Consider the following 22,275-nt stretch of genomic DNA (forward strand, 5'->3'; position numbering starts at 1 on the left):
CCTATTTTACCAACACCAGCCCCCGATAGTCGCGATTCAGCTCAGGAATGTTGGATTCCCTTACACGCGGACATGCCAGGTAACATTCTGTAATAATGCATGGAAACAAATAGAACTATTCTTATAATACTAGGCGATGAATTGCGTCTACTATCAGGAGATCATGCGATGAAACGATATCTCACCATCATGATGGCCGCATTGACCGTGTTGCTGACCGGATGCGCCACCACCATACGCAGCGACGTGACCGTATTCCATGAGTGGCCTGCGCAACTGCAGGACAAATCGTATGCGTTTGAAGCGCCAGCGGCGGAAGACGACACGCTGGAATACCGCAGCTACCAGAACCTGGTGCGCGCGGAACTGGCCAAGCACGGCTTCGGCGAAGCTTCCGGCCCGGCGGCGGCCAATTTGCGCGTGGCCATGAATTTTTCCACCGTCGACTATCCTGAGCGCGTGCTGCAAACCACCGATCCGTTCTGGTATGGCCCAGGCTACTGGCCTGGCCGCTACGGCTACCGCTATGGCGCGTGGCCAGGCTATGGCCGCTTTGGCTACACCCCCTACTGGTATGGTCCGATGGACGTGGAAGAAAGCGTGCGCCATAAATACGAGCGCGAATTGCGCGTGACGATCAATGACCGCCACGGCAAGAAACTGTACGACGTGACCGTGCAATCGACCAGCAACAAGCGCGCCACGTCGCAAGTGATGCCGGCCATGGTGGCCAGCGCCTTTGCCGACTTCCCCGGCCAGAGCGGCGTCCCTCGTAAAGTGGAAGTAAAAATAGAGTAAAGACGCGGCAATACAAAAAACCGGCTGGTGCAGCGATGCGCCAGCCGGTTTTTTTATGTCTGCGTTTTATGCCTATGAGTAATACGCCTCGGCGGCAAAGGTGAGCGCGCCGATCAGGGCCACGGCCAACAACAGCACGATCAGCAGGCGGCCGAACTTCGGCGTACCGTCTCTTTCGCTGCCGCCGCTCATGGCACGATGATGGTCGAGCCGGTCGTCTTGCGCCCTTCCAGGTCCATGTGCGCCTGGGCGATATGGGCCAGGCCGTAGCGCTGGTTGATCTCGATCTGCACTTCGCCGCTGCTGACGACGCCGAACAGCGAGGTGGCCATCTCTTCCAGGTTGGCGCGGTTCGAGGCATAGCTGAACAGGGCTGGACGCGTGAGGAAGAGCGAGCCGCGCGACGCCAGCTCGCCGAGCGTGAAGGCCGGCACGGGACCGGACGCGTTGCCGAAGCTGACCATCATGCCCAGCGGCGCCAGGCAGTCGAGCGAGCCCGTAAACGTATCCTTGCCGATGGAATCGTAGACAACAGAGACACCCTTGCCGCCCGTGATCTCGCGCACGCGCTCGACGAAGTTTTCCGTGTTGTAGTTGATGACGTGGGCCGCGCCATGCGCCTTGGCCAGCGCCGCCTTTTCATCGGAGCCGGCCGTGCCGATCAGGTTCACGCCCAGCACCTTCGCCCACTGGCAGGCGATCAGGCCCACGCCGCCCGCGGCCGCATGGAACAGGATGGTGTCGCCCGCCTTCAGGGCCACCGTGCGGTGGAACAGGTATTGCACCGTCAAGCCTTGCAGCATCATGGCGGCGGCCGTGTCGAAACCGATGCGCTCGGGCAGCACCAGCAGCAGGGCCGCCGGCAGGTTGCGCTGCTGCGCGTAGGCGCCATTGATGCGCGCCGCATACGCCACGCGGTCGCCCACCTTGACTTCCGTGACGCCCTCGCCCACCGCCTCGACGATGCCCGCGCCCTCGACGCCGAGGCCATTGGGCAGCGGCTGCGGGTACAGGCCCGTGCGGAAATACACGTCGATGAAATTGAGGCCGATGGCCTCGTGTTTCACGCGCGCCTCGCCCGGGCCGGGCGGCGGCAGTTCCACGTCCACGTATTCCATCACGTCCGGGCCGCCCACGCGCTGTACGCGGATGGCCTTGGTGGTAATCGTTGCACTCATGCTCTTCTCCTCGTCTGGATGAATCAGGCGGCCACGTTGGCCCGCGCCTGCAGTTGCGACAGCACCAGGTGCGCCGATGACAGATTCGTCGCGCACGCCACGTTATGCACGTCGCAGGCGCGCACCAAGGCATTGATGTCCGGCTCGTGCGGCTGCGGCGTCATCGGGTCGCGCAGGAAGATCACGCAATCGATCAAGCCTTCCACCAGCAGCGAGCCGATCTGCAAGTCGCCGCCGAACGGCCCCGAATGCTTGCGTTCGACGGCCAGGCCCAGTTCATTGATCAGGCGGCCGCCCGTGGTGCCCGTGGCCGACAGTTCGCAACCCTTCAAAAAGTCCAGGTATTCGCCCGCCAGGGTAATCATGTCATCTTTTTTCTTGTCGTGGGCAATCAGGGCGATGCGTGTTTTCATGGTGAGGACCATTTCAGTGGGTGGAGGAATTATTTCTTTTTCGACAGCAAGTAAATACCGGCCAGGACCAGGCTGGTGCCAGCCAGCTGCCAGTTGGTGATCGGTTCATCGAGGATCAAGGCGCCCAGGAACAGGGTCGACACGGGGCCGATCATGCCCGCCTGCGAGGCGACGGGCGCGCCGATGCGCTCGACGGCGATCATCGTCATGAAGACGGGCATCACCGTGCAAAAGATGCCATTAAGCAAGGACAAGCCATACACGGGCATGGGCTGAATCAGCAGCTCGACGGGACGCAAAATGAAAAATTGGGCGATGCAGGCAAAGCTGGCCACGCACATCGCGTAGGAAACGAGCCGCATGGAGCCGATGCGTTTCACCAGCTCGCCCGAGCCCAGCAGATACACGGCATACGAGCAGGCCGAGCCCAGCACGAGAGTCGATCCGAGCGCCACATTGCTGGCGCCGCCCTGCAAGTCGTGCACGAACACCAGCACGATGCCGCAATACGAGGTCAGCAAGGCCAGCCACTGCAAGCGGCTGATGCGCTGCTTGAAGTACACGGTGGTAATCAGGAGCACGAAGGTGGGCGTGAGGAACAGGATCAGCCGCTCCAGGCCCACGGAAATATATTGCAGGCCAAGAAAATCCAGATAGCTGGACAGATAATAGCCGACGAGGCCCAGCCCGACCAGGCGCCAACGGTCGCTGTTTGATAACGGCGGCTCCGTGCGCATCTGCCAGTACGCGATGACGGCGAACACGGGCAGCGAAAAGATCATCCTGAAGGCGATCAGGGTGACGGCGTCGATCTGGTAGCGGTACAGCAGCTTGGCGACGATGGCCTTGGTGGAAAACAGCACCGCCCCGCCCACGGCGATGGCCAGGCCACCGAGGTAGACGGAACGGGGAAGCGATACTGAAGTTGCTTGCGGGGAACTGGAGCTCATGCCCAGATTGTAAGGCAAAAGCGACAGGCGGCTGATAAGCCCAGCGGCAAAAACCGGGGTCGGACCCTGAGGGTCCGACCCCAGCCCTTGCTTTGGGCTTGACGTTTAATAAATAATATTAAGACACCACCACCGCCGCCGCCCCTGCATTGACCGTCGCCGTCGTCACGCGCGCGATCACGTTCGACGGCGCCGCCGTGCCGATCAGCTTATTCACCTGCTTGAACTGCGCCACCAGCTTGCCCGGCGTCAAGGTGACCACCGTGTAGCCTTGCGCATCCGTGTTCAGATGCTTGATCCACGGGTTGTTGCCCAGGCCGGACAATTGCTGCGCCAGGCCCAGCAGGGTCGCGCTGAAGTCAGTGCTCGCTTTCAAGCCAGCCTGCACGGCAGAGACCGTCGCATCGAGCTGGGCCTCCGGTACGCCCTTGGCGGCCAGCGCGCCGCGCAGCTGCACGCGCAACTGCTCCAGCAGGCTGTCGACGGTCGGCGCCGCCTTGCCCATGGTGTAGTCGAGCAGGTTGACGTCGAGGTTGACCGTGCCCAGGCCCGTGACGGGAATGGCCAGCGGATAGCTGACGAGGGTGCCGATATCGCCCATGCTGCCGGCGGCCGACTTCAGGTAGCTGAAGAAGGAATCGGAACTCACGCCGGCCGACACCAGGTCCACCATCACGGGCGTGCCGCCGCCGGCCGCGTCGAAATCGTCGCTGACCGTGCCGGCAAAAAACGAGTGGATATCGCCCGTGAGCGCCACCACGTTGCCGATGCCATTGTTTTTCAGGTGCGCCATCAGATTCTTGCGCTCGCTGTTGTAGCCATCCCACTGGTCGCAATTGAGCAGGAAGCGCGTGAAGAATGGCGTCAGCGCGGCTTGCTGGCCGGAAGCGGCGACAAAGCTCGACGCGGCGCCCTTCGCTTGCACGTCGGGCTTGATCCAGCCGAAGGCGATCACTTGCGCGGCGGCGGCCGGCGAAGCGCTGTTGTAGGCAGCCACCGTGATGCCGGCCTGGGCCGCGCTCAAGCCGGCGCCCACGGCGGCGGCGCCCTGCGCACTGGCATTGGCTGCCGCGCCGGCAATCGCCATGGCCGCCGCTTGCGCCACGGTCGACGAGGCGCCCGCCGTCGAGGCCGCAACGATGGCGCAGGCCAGCGGCACGCTGCCGCCCACCAACGGCAGGGTGCTGGCGATGGCCTTGCCCACGTTCGCCATGGCGCCCAGCGCCAGCAAGGTGGCGATCGCATCCGTGCCATTCAAGCCCATGCGCAGCAGCGACACTTCATTGCCCCACAGCTTCCAGGTGGACGTCGCCGCCTTCATCTTGCCCTTCCACCAGTCGCGCTGCGTGCTGCCCAGCATGCCCACGGCCGCCAGCGGATCGGCGCCGGCCTTGGTGGCGGCCGCCATCTTCTGCCCTTCCACGCTGTCGAACAGCGCTTGCGGCACCAGGTAGCGGCTGCCGATGCTGCCCAGCGGCTTGCCCGTGGCGGGATTGATGGTCGACTCGGCGATCGCATGGTCGGCGCGGTACAGGCGCTCATCCGTCATCACCAGCTGCATCAGTTTGCCGAACTGGAAATCGCGGTAGATCTGGATGTTCTGGAACGTCGTCGCACCCGCATCGAAGGTGACGTCGGCCGGCATGTACTCGAACCACGCCTGGTTGGCGCTGCGGCGGCGGGCCGGCTGGTGCAGATCGCTGCCGTCGGCGGCCACGAGGCCCTCGTAGGTGGATGCGTCCTGCCAGGCGTCGTCCGTGAATTCATGGTCGTCCCAGACGGCGATGAAGGCGAAGCGCTCGTGCACGGCTTGCAGGCGCGCATCGGTGCGGTATTTCTTGTACAGGTAGCGGTAATCGGCCACCGTGGTCGCGTATTTGGCGCCGGACGTGCCGCTCTTGTACGTGCCGTCGGGCAATTTCAGCTGGTCGTGGCGGCTTTCCACGGCACCGCTCTGGAAGGCCTCGCCCACCGTTTCATAGATGTAATCACCCAGGTGGACGATAAAATCGAGCGATTCGTTGGCGGCGATGTGCGACAGCGCGCCCCAGTGGTTGATGCTCCAGTCCTGGCACGTCAGGTAGGCGAATTGCAGCTGCGACACGTCGGCCGTGGCGGCGGGCGCCGTCTTGAAGCGGCCCACGTTCGAGCGCACGTCGCCGGCGATGAACTGGTAAAAGTACACCTGGCCAGGCTGCAAGCCCGTGACCTTGTGGCGCAGGGTATTGTCGAAATCGGCCTTCAACGGCAATTTCGCATCGACGATGGGCGTGCCGGCCAGGGCCGTGTTGCCGCCCAGGGCGGCCGTATTGTCGCTGGCGCTGACGATCAGGCGCACGGCGACGTCGGACTTGCCGGCCACGGCGGGCGCGACCGCGTCGAAACTGGCGGGCACGACGCGCGTCCACAGCATGGCGCTGTCGGCGCGCGGATCGCCCGAGGCCACGCTTTGCGGGAATTTCCAGTCGCCGCCGGATGCGAGCGGCACGCCAGGATCGCTGTAATCGGTGCTGCCGCAGGCGGCCAGGCCGACAGTGGCCACGGAGACGGTAACGAATGTGCCAAGTGCGCCGCCCAATTTCAGAAATTGCCGCCTGTCCATTTGACTTGCCATGATGTCGCGCCCTCGATATGGTGAAAGCGCGTCACTTTAGCAACAGATTGTGTCATCCTGATGACGGGGCCATGCCGCTTCGCAGGGGGCCGATATGCTAAAATGTCGGCCACAATTGAACACCCGTCTAAGGAAGATTCGACATGGCAGGACATAGCAAATGGGCCAATATCAAGCATAAAAAGGCTGCCACCGATGCCAAGCGCGGCAAAATCTGGACGCGCCTGATCAAGGAAATCACGGTCGCGGCCCGCATGGGCGGCGCCGACGCCATCACCAATCCGCGCCTGCGCCTGGCCGTCGACAAGGCGGCCGATGCGAACATGCCAAAAGACAACGTCCAGCGCGCGATCAACCGCGGCAGCGGCGGCGTCGATGGCGCCAACTACGAAGAAGTGCGCTACGAAGGCTACGGCGTGGGCGGCGCGGCCGTCATCGTCGAGTGCATGACCGACAACAAGGTACGCACGGTGGCTGAAGTGCGCAACGCCTTCAACAAGAACGGCGGCAACATGGGCAACGAAGGCTCGGTCGCCTTCATGTTCCAGCACTGCGGCCAGTTGCTGTTCGCGCCGGGCACGGACGAAGACAAGCTGATGGAAGCGGCCCTGGAAGCGGGCGCCGACGACGTCATCGCCGATGAAGAGGGCGGCTTCGAAGTGGTCACCCCCGTGCACGATTTCGCCGCCGTCAAGGAAGCGCTGGAAGCGGCCGGCTTCAAGGCCGAAGTGGCCGAAGTCATCATGAAACCGGCGACGGAAACCGTCTACACGGGCGACGACGCCGTCAAGATGCAAAAGCTGATCGATGCGCTGGAACTGCTGGATGATGTCCAGGAAGTGTTTACGAACGCCCTGATCGAAAACTAAGCAAAAAATAAGCTATACACCTCAAGGGCGGCGCCGCCGCCCTGCAACCCACACTGAACGAACGGTCCCTATGAAAATTCTGGTAGTCGGCTCTGGCGGCCGCGAACACGCCCTGGCCTGGAAACTGGCCCAGTCCGAACGCATACAGATGGTGTATGTCGCGCCGGGCAACGGCGGCACCGCGCGCGATGCGCGCCTGGTCAATCTCGACATCAGCGACCCGCAATTGCTGGCCGATTTCGTTCAGCAGGAACACATCGGCCTGACCGTCGTCGGCCCGGAAGTGCCGCTGGCTGCCGGCATCGTCAACCTGTTCCGTTCGCGCGGCCTGAAAATCTTCGGCCCCACGAAAGAAGCGGCGCAGCTGGAATCGTCGAAAGACTTCGCCAAGGCCTTCATGCAGCGCCACGGCATCCCGACGGCCGCCTACCAGACGTTTTCCGACGTCGCTCCCGCGCACGCCTACGTCGACGCCATGGGCGCGCCCATCGTCATCAAGGCCGACGGCCTGGCCGCCGGCAAGGGCGTCGTCGTTGCCATGACCCTGGAAGAAGCGCATCAGGCGGTCGACATGATGCTGGCAGATAACCAGTTCGGCGACGCCGGCGCGCGCATCGTCATCGAGGAATTCCTCGCCGGCGAAGAAGCGAGCTTCATCGTCATGTGCGACGGCAAGAACATCCTGCCGCTGGCCACCAGCCAGGACCACAAACGCCTGAAGGACCACGACGAAGGCCCGAACACGGGCGGCATGGGCGCGTATTCGCCGGCACCGATCGTCACGCCGGCCATGCATGCGCGCGTCATGCGCGAGATCATCGTGCCGACCATCCAGGGCATGGCCAAGGACGGCACCACGTTCACGGGCTTCCTGTACGCGGGCCTGATGATCGACGACAAGGGCACGCCGAAGACCTTGGAATTCAATTGCCGCATGGGCGACCCGGAAACGCAGCCCATCATGGCGCGCCTGAAAACGGACCTGGTCACCGTCATGGAGCACGCCGTCAACGGCACGCTCGACGCCGTGGAACTGGAATGGGACCGCCGCACGGCCGTCGGCGTCGTCATGGCGGCCGCCGGCTACCCGGACGATCCGGTGAAAGGCACGCCGATCGGCGACATCCCGGCCGAAACCGTCGATGCCGTCACCTTCCACGCGGGCACCCGCATCGAGGGCGAACGCCTGGTCACCAACGGCGGGCGCGTGCTGTGCGTGGTGGGCCTGGGCGACAGCATCAAGATGGCGCAGAAACAGGCGTATGAAACCGTGGAAAAAATCCATTTCGACGGCGCGCAGTACCGCCGCGACATCGGCTGGCGCGGCCTGAAGCATTGATCGCCCCATAACGATCCCATGGCGGGGCCGGCGCGGACAGCATCCGCCCCGGCCCCGTTTTCATTCTGATTCCCCCCTCCATTCCTCGCCATGACCATGCCAAGCGGCCTTGCCGCACCAGACAACGATGCCCCGGTGAGCCCCCTGGCCTGGCTGACGCTTGCCGCGCTGCTCGTTGCCGGCCTGGCCTGGTACTGGTTCAGCAGCTATGCCGTACCGCGCTGTGACGCCAGGCAAACCGTGGCCGCGGTCACGGATGGCAAATTCAGCCTGCACGACATCAAACAGGCCGGCTATGCCTGGTCGCGAAAAACCCGTGGCTGCCTGGCCACCGTCAGCACGCATGGCAAATCGATGCAATACGCGTATACCGTGGCTCGCGTCGAGGGTCGCCGCACGAGCCGTATCGTCTACGACTATGCGCGGCCGGAGCTGATACAGGCACGCTTCGGCAAGATCGCGTGGAACGGCGACTTCGCGCAGCAGGCCGAGCCGATCGGACGCGAGGCACTGTTGCAGGCGATACTGGCAGGCATGGATGGCTTGCGCGGCAAACCGCTGCTGTTCCCGGACCTGGGCATGCTGCTGTCGCCGCGGCATTACCGCGAAATTGCCGATGTCGAAGCGCTCGCGCCATGCCGCGAGGTAAGACCCGGCATCCAGTCCTGCCGGCTGCTGGTCGAGCGTAACGATATCGCGCGCAGGGCGCCAACCACCGTGTCGAGCCTCTCCGTGCTGCAGCAAGGCGACTTCACCTTCCAGCGCAGCAAGGATGGCAAGCACTGGTCGGTAACACCGCGGTTCAGGAGGGAACTGGATCAGGCGCAAGTTCAATAGTGCGCTGGGGAAACGAGATTGCATTGTAAAATTTATCATCTTTATTCTTAATAAACCCATTCCCGATGACAAGCGATCCACCTGTGCCCACGCATACTTCCGTCGAGGCGCTGCATGTGCTGAAGCTGCTCACGCGCCGCCAGCGCGAGCAGGCGCTTGCGCATCCCGACTTGCCACAGCTCGCCGTCGGAACGCCGCTGCCCGACACCTTGATGTGGTTGTACCGGCGCCAGATCGTTACGTCCGAGGATGTGAGCAGCCTGTTGCTGAGCCTGGAGCGCCACTTCAGCGGCGACGAGCTGGCACTGCGTTTGTCGATCTTGCAGCAGCTGGTGGAAGTGCTCAATCGCGAATCGCTCGATCACCTGCGTGACGAAACGCTGCTCACGCAGGAGCAGTACCAGCGGGCGCTGGCACACCTGCCCGGCGACGTCTTGCTGCCCACGCCGGGCGAGGCGCTGAACTGGATGCTGCATGTGGAACTGCTGCAGCGCGCAGAATTCAAGTCCATGGCCCGGCGCATCGCGTCCGGCGGCAGTGATGACGCAAAGCGCGCGATCCTGCATGCGCAAGGGCGCCAGGATGAACATACAAAGGCGGTACGCGGCGTGATCCTCGATGGCCTGTTTCCCGGTTCGCGCCTGGCCTGGGTAATCGTCGCGCCGCTGGCGCTGGCCGGCATGGTCTGGTACCTGGTCAGTGGCAATTCCGTGCCCGAGTGCGACTCCAGCAACACGCTCGCCACCGTGACACGCATGCTCAACAAGGCGGCGCCGGAAGGCGTGGGCAAGGCAAACCTGCACGACGTGAAAGAAGCCGGTTACGCCTCGTCGCACAATATCCGTGGCTGCCTGGCCACGCTAGCACTCGATGGCGAGAAGATGGAGTATGCCTATACCGTCGCGCGCGACGACAGCGGCGGCAAGAGCCGCATCAGCTATGTTGGCGCGCAGCCAATGCTGGTCCAGGCGCGCTTTGGCACCATCGACGATGGCGACTTTGCCCAGCAAGCCAAGCCCCTGGGACGCGAGGCGCTGGAAAAGGCTTTCCGCGACGGCATGGCTGGTGCGCGCATCACGCCCCAGCCACGGCAAGCGTTTTCGCTGACGCAATCGATGGAGCGCACGCGCGAAATCGCCGAAATCGAACCGCTGGCGCCATGCAAGGAAATCTCGCCGGGCGTCTATTCCTGCCGCCTGCTGATCGAACGCAATGCCCCCGTGCTGAGCATGCTCAACGGCGGATCGGCGGTCATGCTGGAAGGCGACTTCACCTTCCAGCGCAGCAACGCAGAAAGCGCCGGCAATGGCTGGTCGGTGACGCCGCAATTTGCCGGCGAACTGCGCCAGGCCAAAGTAAAAATCTAAGTCCATGCATATCGAACCACCCCACGCATCGCTGAACCAGCTGCACCAGCTTGGCCTGATCACCGCGCAGGAACTGGACGACGCCAACTCGGAACGCGATGTCGCCGCCCATGAGCGCCTGCACCCGCCCGAGGAGCCGGTCGACATGCCGGAGCTGGCCCAGGACGCGGACCTGGTCAGCACCCTGGGCTGGCTGCTGCTGACCGATCTGCTGCCCAAGAATGACTTCGACAAGCGGATGGCCAAACTGCCGCCCCGGCAACAGGCGCTCGCAGCCGAGGGGGTGCGGCACTACAACCGCCGCGAGGTCGACGCCTTGTACGAACTCGATTTGCTGAACCAGTTCCAGCGCGATGCGGCCCACGCCGCGGTGCCGGCCGACCGCATGTTGTATGCGCCCTGGCTCGCCATGCGCTGGCTGGTGGTCAACGACATCCTGCCGACGGCGCAGTTCGAGGCGCTCGAAGTGCGCGTGCGTGAGCATGGCAGCGAACTGGCGCGCGACATCATGGCAGCGTCCAGGCTGCGCCATGGTCACGACCGCATCCCGTACAAGCGCCCGCCGGCCTGGAAAGGCGCGCTGATCGTGCTGGGGCTGATCCTGGTGATGTCCGTCATGTACGGCTGGTTTAGCGGAGCTCTGCAGCCATGAGCACCGATCCGCGCCTGCTGCCGCTGGCGGAACTGCTGCGCCTCGGCCTGATCACCAGCGACGAATACGACGATACGCTGGCCGAGCTGGAGATCATCGAGCTGCAGCGCGCGCACAATGCCGCCGAAGACATCGATGTGCCGGAGCTGAAGATGCATGCCGACCAGATCGCGACGCTGGCCTGGCTGCTGCGCGCCGAACTGGTGCCCGAGGAGCGTTTTTTCACGATGCTGCGCAAGCTGCCCGCCGATGAACCACGCCGGCAACTGGCCAGCGCCGCGCTGCGGCAAGTGAACCGGCAGGCGGTCGACGCGCTGTACCAGCAAAACCTGATCAACACGTGGCAGCGCGACGCCGCCCACGACAGCCTGCCAGCCGAGCATCTGGCCGCCACGCCCGTCGCGGCCCTGCGCCATATGCTGAAACAGGGCACGCTATCGCCGCTGCAATACAAGGAGCTGCAAGCGCGCACGCGCGCGAACGGCTCGCCTCTGGCGCGCGTGATCGTCGATGCCGCCGGCAAACCGCCGGCCCGGTATGGCCGGCGCGCCGCGCGCCCGCTCAACGTCCTGATGACAGTGCTGATGCTGGTGCTGCTGATGCTCGTGGCGATCGTGGGACCGTCGTGGTTCAAGCGCGGACAGCCGACGCCTGTGGCACCGCTGGCGCAGCCGGTCGACTCGGTGGAACGCGACGACCTGCGGCGGCGCGCGGCGCAAGCACTCGACGCCGCCCGCCAACCGGGCCACGACAGCGTGCAATATGATGTCCAGGTGGTGCAGGACAAGCCGCCCCGGTAAAGCGGGGCCGGCAACGGCATCGCCGGTTTTGCTATCACAAAAATCCGTTACAGGGTACAATCCGTCCTTACTTTTTTATTTCGGCCTCGTCGGCCCACGCGATGTCGTCAACTCCCTCTCCTTCGGCCGTCAAGGCCTATTTGCTCGATTTGCAAAGCCGTATCGTGCAGGCGCTCGAAGCGCAGGACGGCAAGCCCTTCCTGACCGATGCCTGGCAGCGCCCCGAGGGCGGCGGCGGCATTTCGCGGCTGATCGAGGAAGGCAATGTGTTCGAGCGGGGCGGCGTGAATTTTTCGCACGTCACCGGCGCCGCGTTGCCGCCATCGGCCGCGGCCGCGCGCCCTGAACTCGGTGGCAAGGCGTGGGAGGCGATGGGCGTATCGCTGGTGCTGCATCCGCGTAATCCACATGCGCCCACGGTGCACATGAACGTGCGCTTTTTCACCACGGTGAATGCCGATGGCGAACCCGTATGGTGGTTCGGCGGCGGCATGGACCTGACGCCGTATTATGGCGACGCGGGCGACGTGAAGCACTTCCACCAGGTGTGCCATGATGCGCTGGCGTCGTTTGGCGAGGAACTGCATCCGAAATTCAAGCAGTGGTGCGACGATTATTTCTACCTGAAGCACCGGCGCGAAGCGCGCGGCGCGGGCGGGATCTTCTTCGACGACTTCAATGCCCTGGGCTTCGACGACAGCTTTGCCATGATGCGCAGCGTCGGCGACGCCTTCATCGACGCCTATGTGCCGATCCTGGCGCGCCGCAAGGATACGCCCTACGGCGAACGCGAACGCGATTTCCAGTGCTACCGGCGCGGACGCTATGTCGAGTTCAACCTGGTGTTCGACCGCGGCACCCTGTTCGGCCTGCAGTCGGGCGGCCGCACCGAGGCGATCCTGATGTCGATGCCGCCCGTGGTCAAGTGGCGCTACGACTGGCACCCGGAAGCGGGCAGTCCCGAAGCGGCGTTGTATACTGACTTCCTCGTGCATCGCGACTGGCTGCAGGCGTGACCGCAGTTAGCACGACGAATGGCACGGCGGGCAGCACGGCGTGCGTGACGCTGCTCGGTGGCAGCTACGATCCGGTGCACAGGGGCCATGTCGCGCTGGGCACGCATTTTTCCAGTCTGCTGCACGCCGATGAACTGCGCGTGATTCCGGCCGGCGCGCCCTGGCAAAAGGGCAATCTGGGCGCCACCGGCGAGCAGCGCGCCGAGATGGCCAGCCTGGCGTTTGCGGGCCTGCCACTGCCGGTCGTGATCGATCGCCAGGAAATCGAGCGCAGCGAACATGGCCAGGCCAGCTACACCATCGATACCTTGCGCCAGGTACGCGCCGAGCTGGGAGCACGCGCCTCCATCGTTTTCCTGATGGGCGCCGACCAGCTGCAGCGGCTCGCGACCTGGCGCGAATGGCAGCAATTATTTGAATACGCGCATATCTGCGTCGCGGCCCGCCCCGGCTTCGCGCTGAATGACACCGCAGTGCCGCAAGTGGTCGCCGAAGAATTTTCGCGCCGCCTGGGGTCACTGGAAAGCATCCGCAACACGCCGCACGGTCTGACTTATCTGGCACAGGACTTCGCGGTGGATATCTCCGCCACCGAAATACGTGCGGCATTACAACGGGGGAATCGGGCAAACTCGCTTGTTTCCCCGCTAGTGCTAGACTATATTGAACAACATAATTTATACAAAAGCTAAATGGATATCAAAAAACTGCAAACCCTCGTCGTTGACGCCCTTGAAGACGTCAAAGGCCAAGACATCGCCGTCTTCGAAACGAGTCACCTGACCAGCCTGTTCGACCGCATCGCGATCGTTTCCGGTACCTCGAACCGTCAAACCAAGGCGCTGGCCGCCTCGGTGCGCAACAAGGTCAAGGACGCCGGCGGCGACATCATCGGCATGGAAGGCGAGGACACCGGTGAATGGGTGCTGGTCGATCTGGGCGACATGATCGTCCACATCATGCAAGCGCCTATCCGCGCCTACTACCGCCTGGAAGAAATCTGGGGCGACACCCCGGTCAAGCTGGGTGCCGCCAAGCGCGCGCCGAAAAAAGCGGCCGGCGACGAGCCGAAAAAGGTCAGCGGCCATCTGGCGGCGAGCAAGGCCAATGTGGAAGCGACGCCCGTGATCGAAAAGAAAACGCCAGCGAAGAAAACCACGGCTGCCACCGCCGCCAAGAAAGCCCCGGCGAAGAAAGCCACCGCTTCCAAAGCCGTCGGCAAAACCGTGAAAGTCGCGCCAACCAAGACCGAAGCGGCCGCCGTGAAAGCCTTGAAAGCGCTGCCGGAGAAAAAAGTACGCGCCCCACGCGCGGCCAAGCCGGCAGCCGATGCTGCACCGGCAAAAACCGTGATCAAGCGTATCAAAAAAGTCGAAGCGTAAGCCTCGATGCAGCTCATCATCGCTGCGGTCGGCCATAAAATGCCGGCCTGGATAGAGACGGGCTTCGCGGAATACGCGAAGCGCATGCCGCCGGAATTGCGCATCGTGCTGAAAGAAATCAAGCCGGTGGAGCGTTCCGGCAGCAAGACCGCCGCCACGGCGATGGCGCTGGAACGCGAACGCATCGAAGCCGTCCTGCCCAAGGGCGTGCGCATCATCGCCCTCGACGAACGCGGCAAGGACCTGACCAGCGTCGGCCTGTCGCAGCAATTGATGGCGTGGCAGCAGGATGGCCGCGACACGGCCTTCCTGATCGGCGGCGCCGACGGTCTCGATCCGCAACTCAAGGCACGCGCCGAAGGCATGCTGCGCATTTCCAGCATGACCCTGCCACACGGCGTGGTGCGCGTGATCCTCGCCGAGCAGCTGTATCGTGCCTGGTCGATCACGCAAAACCACCCCTATCACCGCGTCTGAACTCCCCCATGAAAACGGCTGATCACAAGATCTACCTTGCTTCCAAAAGTCCGCGCCGGCGCGAACTGCTGCGCCAGATCGGCGTCGATTTCGAATTGCTGCTGCTGCGCAGCGACGGCCCGCGCGGCGCCGACGTCACCGAGGAAGTCCTCCCCGGCGAGTCGGCGCTCGACTATGTCGCCCGCGTGTCGAATGAAAAAGCCGCCTTCGCCTGGGACCTCGTGCGCCGCCGCCATCTGACGCCGCGCCCCGTGCTGGCGGCCGACACCACCGTCACCATCGACGGCGTCATCCTCGGCAAACCGGCCGACCGGGCGGAAGCCGTGGCGATGCTGCAGCAACTGTCGGGCCGCACGCACGAAGTGCTCACCTCGATCGCCGTGCATTACAAGGATTTCGCGGAACAGCGCACGCAGGTGTCGCAAGTGCGCTTCGGCGTGCTCTCGCCCGCCTCGATCACCGCCTACTGCACCACGCCCGAGCCCTACGACAAGGCCGGCGGCTACGGCATCCAGGGCAGCGCCGCGCTGTTCGTCGAGCATATCGAAGGCAGCCATTCCGGCATCATGGGCCTGCCCCTGTACGAAACCGCACAGTTGCTACGACTGGCAGGTTTGCCCCTGCCCTGATCGGGTATGATGTCATTCGTTGCCTCCACTCCCGCGCCTCCATGAACGAAGACATCCTGATCAATATCACGCCGCAAGAAACGCGCGTCGCCCTCATCCTGCAGGGCGCCGTGCAGGAATTGCACATCGAGCGCACGCTCACGCGCGGCCTGGCCGGCAATGTGTATTCCGGCAAGGTGGTGCGGGTGTTGCCGGGCATGCAGTCGGCCTTCATCGACATCGGCCTGGAACGCGCCGCGTTCCTGCACGTGGCCGACATCTGGGAAGCGCGCGGCCACGACGGCCAGAACGCCACGCCGGCGCCGATCGAAAAAATCCTCTTCGACGGCCAGGTTCTGACGGTGCAGGTGATCAAGGATCCCATCGGCACCAAAGGGGCGCGCCTGTCGACGCAGATTTCCATCGCCGGGCGCATGCTGGTCTACCTGCCGCAAGACAAGCACATCGGCATCTCGCAGAAAATCGAGAAGGAAGCGGAACGCGAACAGTTGCGCGTGCGTCTGCAAAGCCTGCTGCCGCCCGATGAAAAGGGCGGCTACATCGTGCGCACCATGGCCGAGGACGCGTCCGACGCGGACCTGAAGGCGGACGTCGACTACCTGAGAAAAACCTGGAGCACCATCACGCACGGCGCGCGCACGCGTCCCGCCACCAGCCTGCTGCACCAGGACTTGAGCCTGGCGCAGCGCGTGCTGCGCGACTTCGTCGGCGATGAAACGGCCACCATCCAGGTCGACTCGCGCGAAAACTATGTAAAACTGCGCGAATTCGCGGAAATCTACACGCCCAGCGAACTGACGCGCCTGCAGCACTACACGGGCGAGCGTCCATTGTTCGATTTATATGGTGTGGAGGAAGAGATCCTGCGCGCGCTGGGCCGCCGGGTCGACCTGAAATCGGGCGGCTACCTGATCGTCGACCAGACGGAGGCGATGACCACCATCGACGTCAACACGGGCGGCTTTGTCGGCGGGCGCAATTTCGCCGACACGATTTTCAAGACCAACCTGGAAGCGGCACACGCCATCGCACGCCAGCTGCGCCTGCGCAACCTGGGCGGCATCATCATCCTCGACTTCATCGACATGGACAACGCCGAGCACCGCAACGCCGTGCTGGCCGAACTCAAACGCACCCTGTCGCGCGACCGCACCAAGGTCTCGGTGAGCAATTTCTCGCCGCTGGGCCTGGTGGAAATGACGCGCAAGCGCACGCGCGAATCGCTGGCCCACATCCTGTGCGAACCGTGCCCCGCCTGCGCCGGCAAGGGACAAGTCAAGACGTCGCGCACGATCTGCTATGAAATCCTGCGCGAACTGCTGCGCGAGGCGAAACAGTTCAACCCGCGCGAATTCCGCATCCTCGCCTCGCAGGAAGTGGTCGACCTGTTTTTGGAGGAAGAATCGCAGCACCTGGCCATGCTGGGCGACTTCATCGGCAAGAAAATCTCGCTGCAGGTGGAGAACGCCTACCACCAGGAGCAGTACGACGTGATTCTAATGTAATTAATTTATCTTTTTAAATCAAATATTTAAATGAATGAATTGCAAAAAATACGGCGCTAGCTACATAACTGGCTACATAGAAAAAATCATCTATTGCTGGACTGCACCAGATGTTCTCAATACTGCCGAGCACGTGTAGCGCGGCAGGCGCAATGAGTCGAATCATCTCTTTGATTTATCTTGTAAGTAGTCCAACGGAACCAATGCAAGGTATTCGTTATCGACAAGGCTCATTGCTCGTTTTCGATCGTCAGAAACTCGTTTTTGCGCGGCCAGTTCCCTTGTCTTTTTGGTGAACTTGTCAGGCACAAAATCGTCGGGGTAGAGAACCCTCGCGACGTCCTTCTGAGAGATGCCCATATACTCAACCGCATCGTAAGTGCGCAGCCAATCAAACAGTTTCGACTTTCGGATACTTGGCGACTTGACCCGTACGGGGCGCGTCTCATCCTCAGGCAATGTCTCTATAAATCGCATTCGCTCCGCCATTAACATCCTTCTTGCATCCCAAAGAAATGCGTCAATGGCTGCTGGCCCCGAGCTCACCGTCGCGTCAAGATCAAAAATTAGCGCTACTTCGCCGGGTCGCTGAGTATGAATAACATTCTTCTGCCCTTTCCGGTGGGCAAAAAGCGGTTCGCAAATTGTCTCCGCAAGCCAGACAAGCTCTGGCTTTCCTGGGTGATAGATGTGCGTACTCGGAACCAAGTCACGCAAACCGTATTTGGTCGCCACCTGTTCGCACTCACGTTGCGAACTAGATAGAAGTGCTTGATCGCTCTCGTTCTGAAAGTTAGGATTTCGCCGTAAAAACTCCCACGCATACCCTCGGTACGACAGCTTTTTGGGATCAAAGGCGTAGCTACCAGATTCTTCCCAGTTTGGGTGCTGCATGCCAGAGTCCTTTTAGGTAATCGCTAATGAAGCACAGCCTAATTCAAAATTCAAATTTACGCAAACGGCTACACCCTCTCGGCCGAATTTCGCTGGATTTTCCTTAAATGATGTATCCCATCTATATGCCACCAAAATAGGTTGAAATGTGAAAATTCCCTTATCGCTTGGCATCTCGCTGAGCTCGATATGGAGATCAAAATGCAACTGAACCCCAAACAAATTAAGCAGGAGCGACAACCCACGAAACCCCAGCTGTTATCAGCCACGAATGGTCGGGCTATGGAGGTTCCGGCAAAGCCCCTCGCCCCGGTTTACATGACTTTGATCCAGCAAATGCACGACACCAAAGATCATAGCGTCCTGCGCCTCCCGGCCAGCGCCAAGAAGATGGGCCGCGCAAACTCGACGTACTGGCAGGATGTCAAAAATGGTACCGTTCCGCCGGCGATTCGATTGGGTAAGCGTTCCGTAGGTTGGCTGCTGGCAGAGTTGGACGCTATTCTGGCCGCACGCGCCCTTGCCAGCCGTACCAACACGCCACTCGATATCAAGTTGTTCGTCTCTATCTTGGCAGGTCCGCGCCTGTCATTAAAGAAATGCAACGAGACCACCGAGGGAGTCGAGAATGTTTGAACTCAATCATTCCTCTACACCCTTGTCTGCGGGCGACCTGACCGTCATTGCCACGTCCATTGGGGTGACTGACGTCATTGCAGACATGTCCTGCAATGTCGATGACCATAACTACCTGAGCGCGCACGGATTGGACGGCATGTCAGTGAATGTCCTCGCTAATGATGCTTACTTCGGTCCAACGCAATGCGACTACTCCACTGCAATAGTTATCTATTCGCCGGAAAAGCACCCTACTAATGTGATGGCCATGGTCCGCAACGTATGTGGCGTATACGAAGACGTATTGATCCCCGGCGCCAGACTGGCTGGCTGCTACGGCCGTATTGGTGCCCCCTCCGCGACAATACTAGTTGTCGAAACGTTCGCCGCAGGTATGGTTCTTCAACATGCTACGGGGTTCGGTGTCGCTGTAGCTCTATACGCAGAGAACATCGGAAGTGTCGCACTCAGTCTTAACCGAACCTATCCAGAAGCCTCGTTGGTTGTTTGTGCCGGAAAGCACGAAGGGATAGAAGGCCGCAGCAACATGAGAAACGTAACCGCCGCTGCGGTCCTGGTCGGTGGTCTGATCGCGGTTCCGAAAGGCGCACCCACTTTTGATGAGCTGTATCGCCTGCACGGTGCAGCTGCCGTAGTTGAACAGGTGGCTAACGCAACAGAGCCGCAAGATTTTGCAGACACTCATACAAACCAGGTTGCGAACAGAGATATACCAGACCCGCCTATGCTTTGGCCTAACGCGATCAACGGCCCGTCGATGATGAGTGCGCTGGTCGCGCAGCTCGCAAGACACATCGTGATGACAGCCCAAGATTTCGTCGCCCTAGCGCTCTGGATCTTGTTTACGTACACTGTTGACGTCGCACGCGTGTCACCTGTGCTGGCCATCCGCTCGCCGATCAAGCGTTGCGGGAAAACTTCCGCGATGACGCTACTCGCTGGACTGGTGGCGAAGCCATATCCTTTGTCAAACATTACGACAGCAGTACTATTTCGTGTGGTCGACGAATATAGTCCGACGTTGCTCCTTGATGAATCTGATACATATTTGGGCGAAAGCGCAAAGCTGATGACAGGGATCTTGAACTCGGGCCATACACGCTCCCACGCTCATGTAGCACGCATGGAGCAAGGCAAAATAAGACGATTTTCAACCTTTTCCGCTAAAGCAATCGCCGGTATCGGAGGCATGCCCAGCACCGTCTCGGACCGTTCGATTACCATTAATTTGCGGCGAAAACTTCCAAACGAACTGGTGTCAAAGTACGTCTCGCTTCCGAACGACGCAATCGTAGCGCTACGCGCACAGATTGCACGTTGGGCAGACGATAATCGCAATCGTATCGCCAACGCGCGGCCCGCACCCGCGAATCTGGATAACGACCGGCATGAGGACAACTGGGAGCCGCTCTTTGCAATAGCCGAATGCTTAGGTGGTGGATGGTTGGAAAAGGCATATCAGGCTGCACATGCGCTTTCTAAAAGTCACGACGAAATAAAGTGTGGTGGTGAAGAATTATTGCGAGATATCCAAAAGGCTTTCAACTCCGCTTGTACCAGCAAGCTCGCCACCAGCACGCTAATCGGGATCCTCTGCACTGATCGCGAAGGTCCATGGTCTTCGTATGCGAATGCAAAGCCGATAACACCACGTGAAGTCTCGAACCTGCTGACCGATTTCAATATCGTAAGCAAGAACTTACGCTTCGGTACCGACGTGGTGTTAAAGGGATATGAACTGGCCCAATTCGAGGATGCCTTTGCCCGCTATATACCCAAGCTGACGTCGTAAGCCGCTACGCCGCTACACAACAAAGGATCAGCTCCGTAGAAGCTAAGCCCTTAAGAACAACAGCCGCAGCCACTTAATTCTGAGGATAAAGTCGCTGTGGCCCTTCCATAAACTAATCTGCCTGACGCATTAATGCAACTACAGACACCTCCTTACAGCGTTTCAGAGCCCTGTTTTTCAGGTCAAGGGATACCCATCGATCTCATGAGCTCACATGAATATGCTCACTATATAAACCACACATATTCAGGTACCAGTTACCAATTTCAAACGAACAACTTAACCACTATACCCTCTATGATGATCGGTCAGAGTTCGAGTTGTCATGGTCCAGACAGCACCAGATCACATCCAGCAACGATCCACTGCATCAGCAATTTGCACCGGTTGCGAGCATGGATCAAACCGTCGACAACCTGCAGATCACCAGTCAGAAATACCATCTCGCCACTGCTGCAGAGAGCTTGGGTTTATCCCTTGGGGCCACTTCATGACTGCACACCACCGACACGGGCAATACGCCTAATAGTGTTTGCAACGTGCGCGTTGATCCACTGCGGACTTGAAACCTGTAAGAACCATGTTTGAACTCTGATAGACGACGTCCGCCGTCAATCTTTCGACGCAGTAGAGCGCCGTTCAGATAAGTGCGCGCGCTCAACCGCCGATCCAAAGACCTTGAATGACATGCTGTAAAGGATTGGCCCTTAGTTCAACAGAAAGCAAATCATGACCGACACCATCAAAACCGTCCTGTGTCTAAAGAAGATACCGCAAATACTTCGCATGGATATACCGGCGCAAATCTGCAACGTAAGCAATCCATGGGGTGTACTGTCCAGCCAGTACACAAAGCCTTCCTACCAACCAAGCTCCATGGTCGACACAATGACCAAATGGGTAGTTCGCTGCGCGCCCGGAACTGATGAACTGACAGACTGGCTCGTACCAGATAAGATTGAGGCGCAGATCAATATTCCTAACGCTGTCGCCGGGCAGAATGTTGTGCATGGAACGAGCGTCTTCGCCGCAGGCGTCGCGGCACTATGTTTGCAACGTAACTGGCTTGCCCAGGAAGGTCTACCGCGTGAGCAGTTAGATCTACTTACCACGTCTGATATGGAGCTAAATGGTGTGACTATTACTTTCATTTTGGCTTTCACAGAGCCCGAATACGCAGTCGCATTAATTCAAGCCATGACCGCTACTGGCAAGGCCCTATACGGGAATCGCTGCCTTACTTTTAGCACCGGCAATGATACAGTAGTCCTGCCCGGACGCGATTTTTCGGTGACCGCCTATATTAAGTCCGATTTCAGTCACTGTGAGTGGGTTAATGGCGCCCCGAGGAAATCAATCGGAGAAGCTTCGCCCTATTTGGTCCGTATTGAAGCTAAGCTGGGTCTGCCGTTTCTACGCAAATACCTCTTGTGCAGCCTGCATCGGTGGCAGGGTGCCTACGCCCGGGGTTTATACGAGAAGATTTTCAACGCTACAGTCCGCAAGACATTGCACCTGACCGGAGTGTGCCTGCGTCACAAAGTGCCCCGCGAAGAGGTTTTTAAGCTTTTGACGCCAACCGAGGAGGCAGTACTGCGTGGGTACCTTGCCACGCCCGCGCTTGACCCACGCAAATCGCAGACCGTCGTCGGAAGTGCCAACCCGGAAAAGCGCTTTTACGAGCTGCGTAAGCCTATTCTTGCGCATGCCCGCATCGACATAGATATCCCTTGGAAAAATCACGTAAAGCTCCGCTGCTTCGAACTGGAAGACATATTGGTGTATCCCGGCGATTTTCATCCGTCAGACGATCACGCTGCCTGGTCATTTTGCGAATCGAACTGGATAAATTTACGTGAGCGGTTGGACGATGCTTACGAGGCGGCTCTCGCAGCAGCACTGTGCAGAAACGTAGCGGCGTAGCGGCGGCTCCGAACATCCCCGAATAGGCGCTCTCCCTGTATCATGACTGGGGTTCCATTGAGGGGATGCAGGGAACTTCCCTGCATCCCTCTCTCACTTAGCATGGGTGGTTCGCTGTCAGAGTTCATCATGCGAAAGCGCAAAGAACGCCGGAAGGGGTAACTCGTGTGGCCGTGCTACAGGTGACGAACTGATGTTTAA

General features: G+C 60.7%; 21 protein-coding genes. 16 read left to right on the forward strand and 5 right to left on the reverse strand.

What is annotated here, in order from left to right:
- The first annotated feature begins 168 nt into the window (after positions 1–168).
- The gene (locus GCN78_RS03495; RefSeq protein WP_152250436.1) at positions 169–798 is read left to right on the forward strand and encodes a DUF4136 domain-containing protein; all 630 of its coding nucleotides are present in this window, start codon (positions 169–171) and stop codon (positions 796–798) included.
- 188 nt (positions 799–986) lie between these two features.
- Here GCN78_RS03495 and GCN78_RS03500 read toward each other — a convergent pair whose 3' ends face one another.
- The 4 genes from GCN78_RS03500 to GCN78_RS03515 form a co-directional block, all read right to left on the reverse strand.
- Positions 987–1,976 carry a quinone oxidoreductase family protein gene (locus GCN78_RS03500; RefSeq protein WP_152250437.1) on the reverse strand — a complete coding sequence of 330 codons (990 nt, stop codon included), beginning with the start codon at positions 1,974–1,976 and terminating at the stop codon, positions 987–989.
- Positions 1,977–1,999: 23 nt separating this feature from the next.
- Positions 2,000–2,389 carry a methylglyoxal synthase gene (locus tag GCN78_RS03505; RefSeq protein ID WP_152250438.1) on the reverse strand — a complete coding sequence of 130 codons (390 nt, stop codon included), beginning with the start codon at positions 2,387–2,389 and terminating at the stop codon, positions 2,000–2,002.
- Between the two features lie 29 nt (positions 2,390–2,418).
- Positions 2,419–3,339 carry a DMT family transporter gene (locus GCN78_RS03510; RefSeq protein WP_152250439.1) on the reverse strand — a complete coding sequence of 307 codons (921 nt, stop codon included), beginning with the start codon at positions 3,337–3,339 and terminating at the stop codon, positions 2,419–2,421.
- A 118-nt stretch (positions 3,340–3,457) separates the two neighbouring features.
- The gene (locus GCN78_RS03515) at positions 3,458–5,953 is read right to left on the reverse strand and encodes an alkaline phosphatase D family protein (RefSeq protein ID WP_226939440.1); all 2,496 of its coding nucleotides are present in this window, start codon (positions 5,951–5,953) and stop codon (positions 3,458–3,460) included.
- A gap of 143 nt (positions 5,954–6,096) precedes the next feature.
- Here GCN78_RS03515 and GCN78_RS03520 point away from each other — a divergent pair, with 143 nt between their 5' ends.
- From GCN78_RS03520 to rng, 12 genes are all read left to right on the forward strand, one after another.
- Positions 6,097–6,822: a YebC/PmpR family DNA-binding transcriptional regulator gene (locus GCN78_RS03520; RefSeq protein WP_152250440.1), complete on the forward strand. Its 726-nt coding sequence runs from the start codon at positions 6,097–6,099 to the stop codon at positions 6,820–6,822.
- Positions 6,823–6,892: 70 nt separating this feature from the next.
- Positions 6,893–8,161 carry a phosphoribosylamine--glycine ligase gene (purD, locus tag GCN78_RS03525; protein ID WP_152250441.1) on the forward strand — a complete coding sequence of 423 codons (1,269 nt, stop codon included), beginning with the start codon at positions 6,893–6,895 and terminating at the stop codon, positions 8,159–8,161.
- Positions 8,162–8,251: 90 nt separating this feature from the next.
- Entirely contained in the window at positions 8,252–8,998 is a 747-nt protein-coding gene (locus GCN78_RS03530) for a hypothetical protein (protein WP_152250442.1), read from the forward strand.
- An 83-nt stretch (positions 8,999–9,081) separates the two neighbouring features.
- A complete protein-coding gene (locus tag GCN78_RS03535; RefSeq protein WP_152250443.1) occupies positions 9,082–10,365 on the forward strand; it encodes a hypothetical protein in 1,284 nt (427 codons plus the stop codon).
- A gap of 4 nt (positions 10,366–10,369) precedes the next feature.
- Complete coding sequence (locus tag GCN78_RS03540; RefSeq protein ID WP_152250444.1) at positions 10,370–11,017, forward strand: hypothetical protein; 648 nt, start codon at positions 10,370–10,372, stop codon at positions 11,015–11,017.
- Positions 11,014–11,817 carry a hypothetical protein gene (locus tag GCN78_RS03545; protein ID WP_152250445.1) on the forward strand — a complete coding sequence of 268 codons (804 nt, stop codon included), beginning with the start codon at positions 11,014–11,016 and terminating at the stop codon, positions 11,815–11,817. The genes GCN78_RS03540 and GCN78_RS03545 overlap by 4 nt, the downstream gene beginning before the upstream one ends.
- A gap of 101 nt (positions 11,818–11,918) precedes the next feature.
- Positions 11,919–12,833, forward strand: coding sequence for an oxygen-dependent coproporphyrinogen oxidase (hemF, locus tag GCN78_RS03550; RefSeq protein WP_152250446.1), 915 nt, complete (start codon positions 11,919–11,921; stop codon positions 12,831–12,833).
- Positions 12,830–13,525, forward strand: a complete 696-nt coding sequence (locus GCN78_RS03555; RefSeq protein WP_152250447.1) for a nicotinate-nucleotide adenylyltransferase — start codon at positions 12,830–12,832, stop codon at positions 13,523–13,525. Before hemF ends, GCN78_RS03555 begins: the two co-directional genes overlap by 4 nt.
- Positions 13,526–14,215 (forward strand): ribosome silencing factor, encoded by a 690-nt coding sequence (rsfS, locus tag GCN78_RS03560; RefSeq protein WP_152250448.1) that lies wholly within the window; start codon positions 13,526–13,528, stop codon positions 14,213–14,215.
- Positions 14,216–14,221: 6 nt separating this feature from the next.
- Positions 14,222–14,692 (forward strand): 23S rRNA (pseudouridine(1915)-N(3))-methyltransferase RlmH, encoded by a 471-nt coding sequence (gene rlmH, locus GCN78_RS03565; RefSeq protein WP_034747108.1) that lies wholly within the window; start codon positions 14,222–14,224, stop codon positions 14,690–14,692.
- A gap of 8 nt (positions 14,693–14,700) precedes the next feature.
- The gene (locus tag GCN78_RS03570; RefSeq protein WP_152250449.1) at positions 14,701–15,321 is read left to right on the forward strand and encodes a Maf family protein; all 621 of its coding nucleotides are present in this window, start codon (positions 14,701–14,703) and stop codon (positions 15,319–15,321) included.
- A 41-nt stretch (positions 15,322–15,362) separates the two neighbouring features.
- On the forward strand, positions 15,363–16,826 hold the full coding sequence (gene rng / locus GCN78_RS03575; RefSeq protein WP_034747098.1) for a ribonuclease G: 1,464 nt from the start codon (positions 15,363–15,365) through the stop codon (positions 16,824–16,826).
- A 162-nt stretch (positions 16,827–16,988) separates the two neighbouring features.
- Here the strand turns inward: rng and GCN78_RS03580 are convergent, their stop codons facing one another.
- Positions 16,989–17,720 (reverse strand): transcriptional regulator domain-containing protein, encoded by a 732-nt coding sequence (locus tag GCN78_RS03580; protein ID WP_152250450.1) that lies wholly within the window; start codon positions 17,718–17,720, stop codon positions 16,989–16,991.
- 201 nt (positions 17,721–17,921) lie between these two features.
- On the opposite strand from GCN78_RS03580, the gene GCN78_RS03585 reads away from it, so the two are divergent.
- The 3 genes from GCN78_RS03585 to GCN78_RS03595 all read left to right on the forward strand — a co-directional run bounded on the left by GCN78_RS03585 (position 17,922) and on the right by GCN78_RS03595 (position 22,074).
- A complete protein-coding gene (locus GCN78_RS03585) occupies positions 17,922–18,356 on the forward strand; it encodes a helix-turn-helix transcriptional regulator (RefSeq protein ID WP_226939441.1) in 435 nt (144 codons plus the stop codon).
- Positions 18,349–20,151: a DUF3631 domain-containing protein gene (locus GCN78_RS03590; RefSeq protein WP_152250451.1), complete on the forward strand. Its 1,803-nt coding sequence runs from the start codon at positions 18,349–18,351 to the stop codon at positions 20,149–20,151. Before GCN78_RS03585 ends, GCN78_RS03590 begins: the two co-directional genes overlap by 8 nt.
- A 729-nt stretch (positions 20,152–20,880) precedes the next feature.
- Positions 20,881–22,074, forward strand: a complete 1,194-nt coding sequence (locus tag GCN78_RS03595) for a hypothetical protein (RefSeq protein WP_152250452.1) — start codon at positions 20,881–20,883, stop codon at positions 22,072–22,074.
- The last annotated feature ends 201 nt before the right edge of the window (positions 22,075–22,275 follow it).

Origin of the sequence: Janthinobacterium rivuli, assembly GCF_009208735.1 — a bacterium.
Taxonomy (GTDB): Bacteria; Pseudomonadota; Gammaproteobacteria; order Burkholderiales; family Burkholderiaceae_D; genus Janthinobacterium.

Coding starts and splice junctions, on each gene's coding strand:
- GCN78_RS03495 (WP_152250436.1), top strand. CDS start 169: ATGAAACGATATCTCACCATCATGATGGCCGCATTGACCGTGTTGCTG.
- GCN78_RS03500 (WP_152250437.1), bottom strand. CDS start 1,976: ATGAGTGCAACGATTACCACCAAGGCCATCCGCGTACAGCGCGTGGGC.
- GCN78_RS03505 (WP_152250438.1), bottom strand. CDS start 2,389: ATGAAAACACGCATCGCCCTGATTGCCCACGACAAGAAAAAAGATGAC.
- GCN78_RS03510 (WP_152250439.1), bottom strand. CDS start 3,339: ATGAGCTCCAGTTCCCCGCAAGCAACTTCAGTATCGCTTCCCCGTTCC.
- GCN78_RS03515 (WP_226939440.1), bottom strand. CDS start 5,953: ATGGCAAGTCAAATGGACAGGCGGCAATTTCTGAAATTGGGCGGCGCA.
- GCN78_RS03520 (WP_152250440.1), top strand. CDS start 6,097: ATGGCAGGACATAGCAAATGGGCCAATATCAAGCATAAAAAGGCTGCC.
- purD (WP_152250441.1), top strand. CDS start 6,893: ATGAAAATTCTGGTAGTCGGCTCTGGCGGCCGCGAACACGCCCTGGCC.
- GCN78_RS03530 (WP_152250442.1), top strand. CDS start 8,252: ATGACCATGCCAAGCGGCCTTGCCGCACCAGACAACGATGCCCCGGTG.
- GCN78_RS03540 (WP_152250444.1), top strand. CDS start 10,370: ATGCATATCGAACCACCCCACGCATCGCTGAACCAGCTGCACCAGCTT.
- GCN78_RS03545 (WP_152250445.1), top strand. CDS start 11,014: ATGAGCACCGATCCGCGCCTGCTGCCGCTGGCGGAACTGCTGCGCCTC.
- hemF (WP_152250446.1), top strand. CDS start 11,919: ATGTCGTCAACTCCCTCTCCTTCGGCCGTCAAGGCCTATTTGCTCGAT.
- rsfS (WP_152250448.1), top strand. CDS start 13,526: ATGGATATCAAAAAACTGCAAACCCTCGTCGTTGACGCCCTTGAAGAC.
- rlmH (WP_034747108.1), top strand. CDS start 14,222: ATGCAGCTCATCATCGCTGCGGTCGGCCATAAAATGCCGGCCTGGATA.
- GCN78_RS03570 (WP_152250449.1), top strand. CDS start 14,701: ATGAAAACGGCTGATCACAAGATCTACCTTGCTTCCAAAAGTCCGCGC.
- rng (WP_034747098.1), top strand. CDS start 15,363: ATGAACGAAGACATCCTGATCAATATCACGCCGCAAGAAACGCGCGTC.
- GCN78_RS03580 (WP_152250450.1), bottom strand. CDS start 17,720: ATGCAGCACCCAAACTGGGAAGAATCTGGTAGCTACGCCTTTGATCCC.
- GCN78_RS03585 (WP_226939441.1), top strand. CDS start 17,922: ATGCAACTGAACCCCAAACAAATTAAGCAGGAGCGACAACCCACGAAA.
- GCN78_RS03590 (WP_152250451.1), top strand. CDS start 18,349: ATGTTTGAACTCAATCATTCCTCTACACCCTTGTCTGCGGGCGACCTG.
- GCN78_RS03595 (WP_152250452.1), top strand. CDS start 20,881: ATGACCGACACCATCAAAACCGTCCTGTGTCTAAAGAAGATACCGCAA.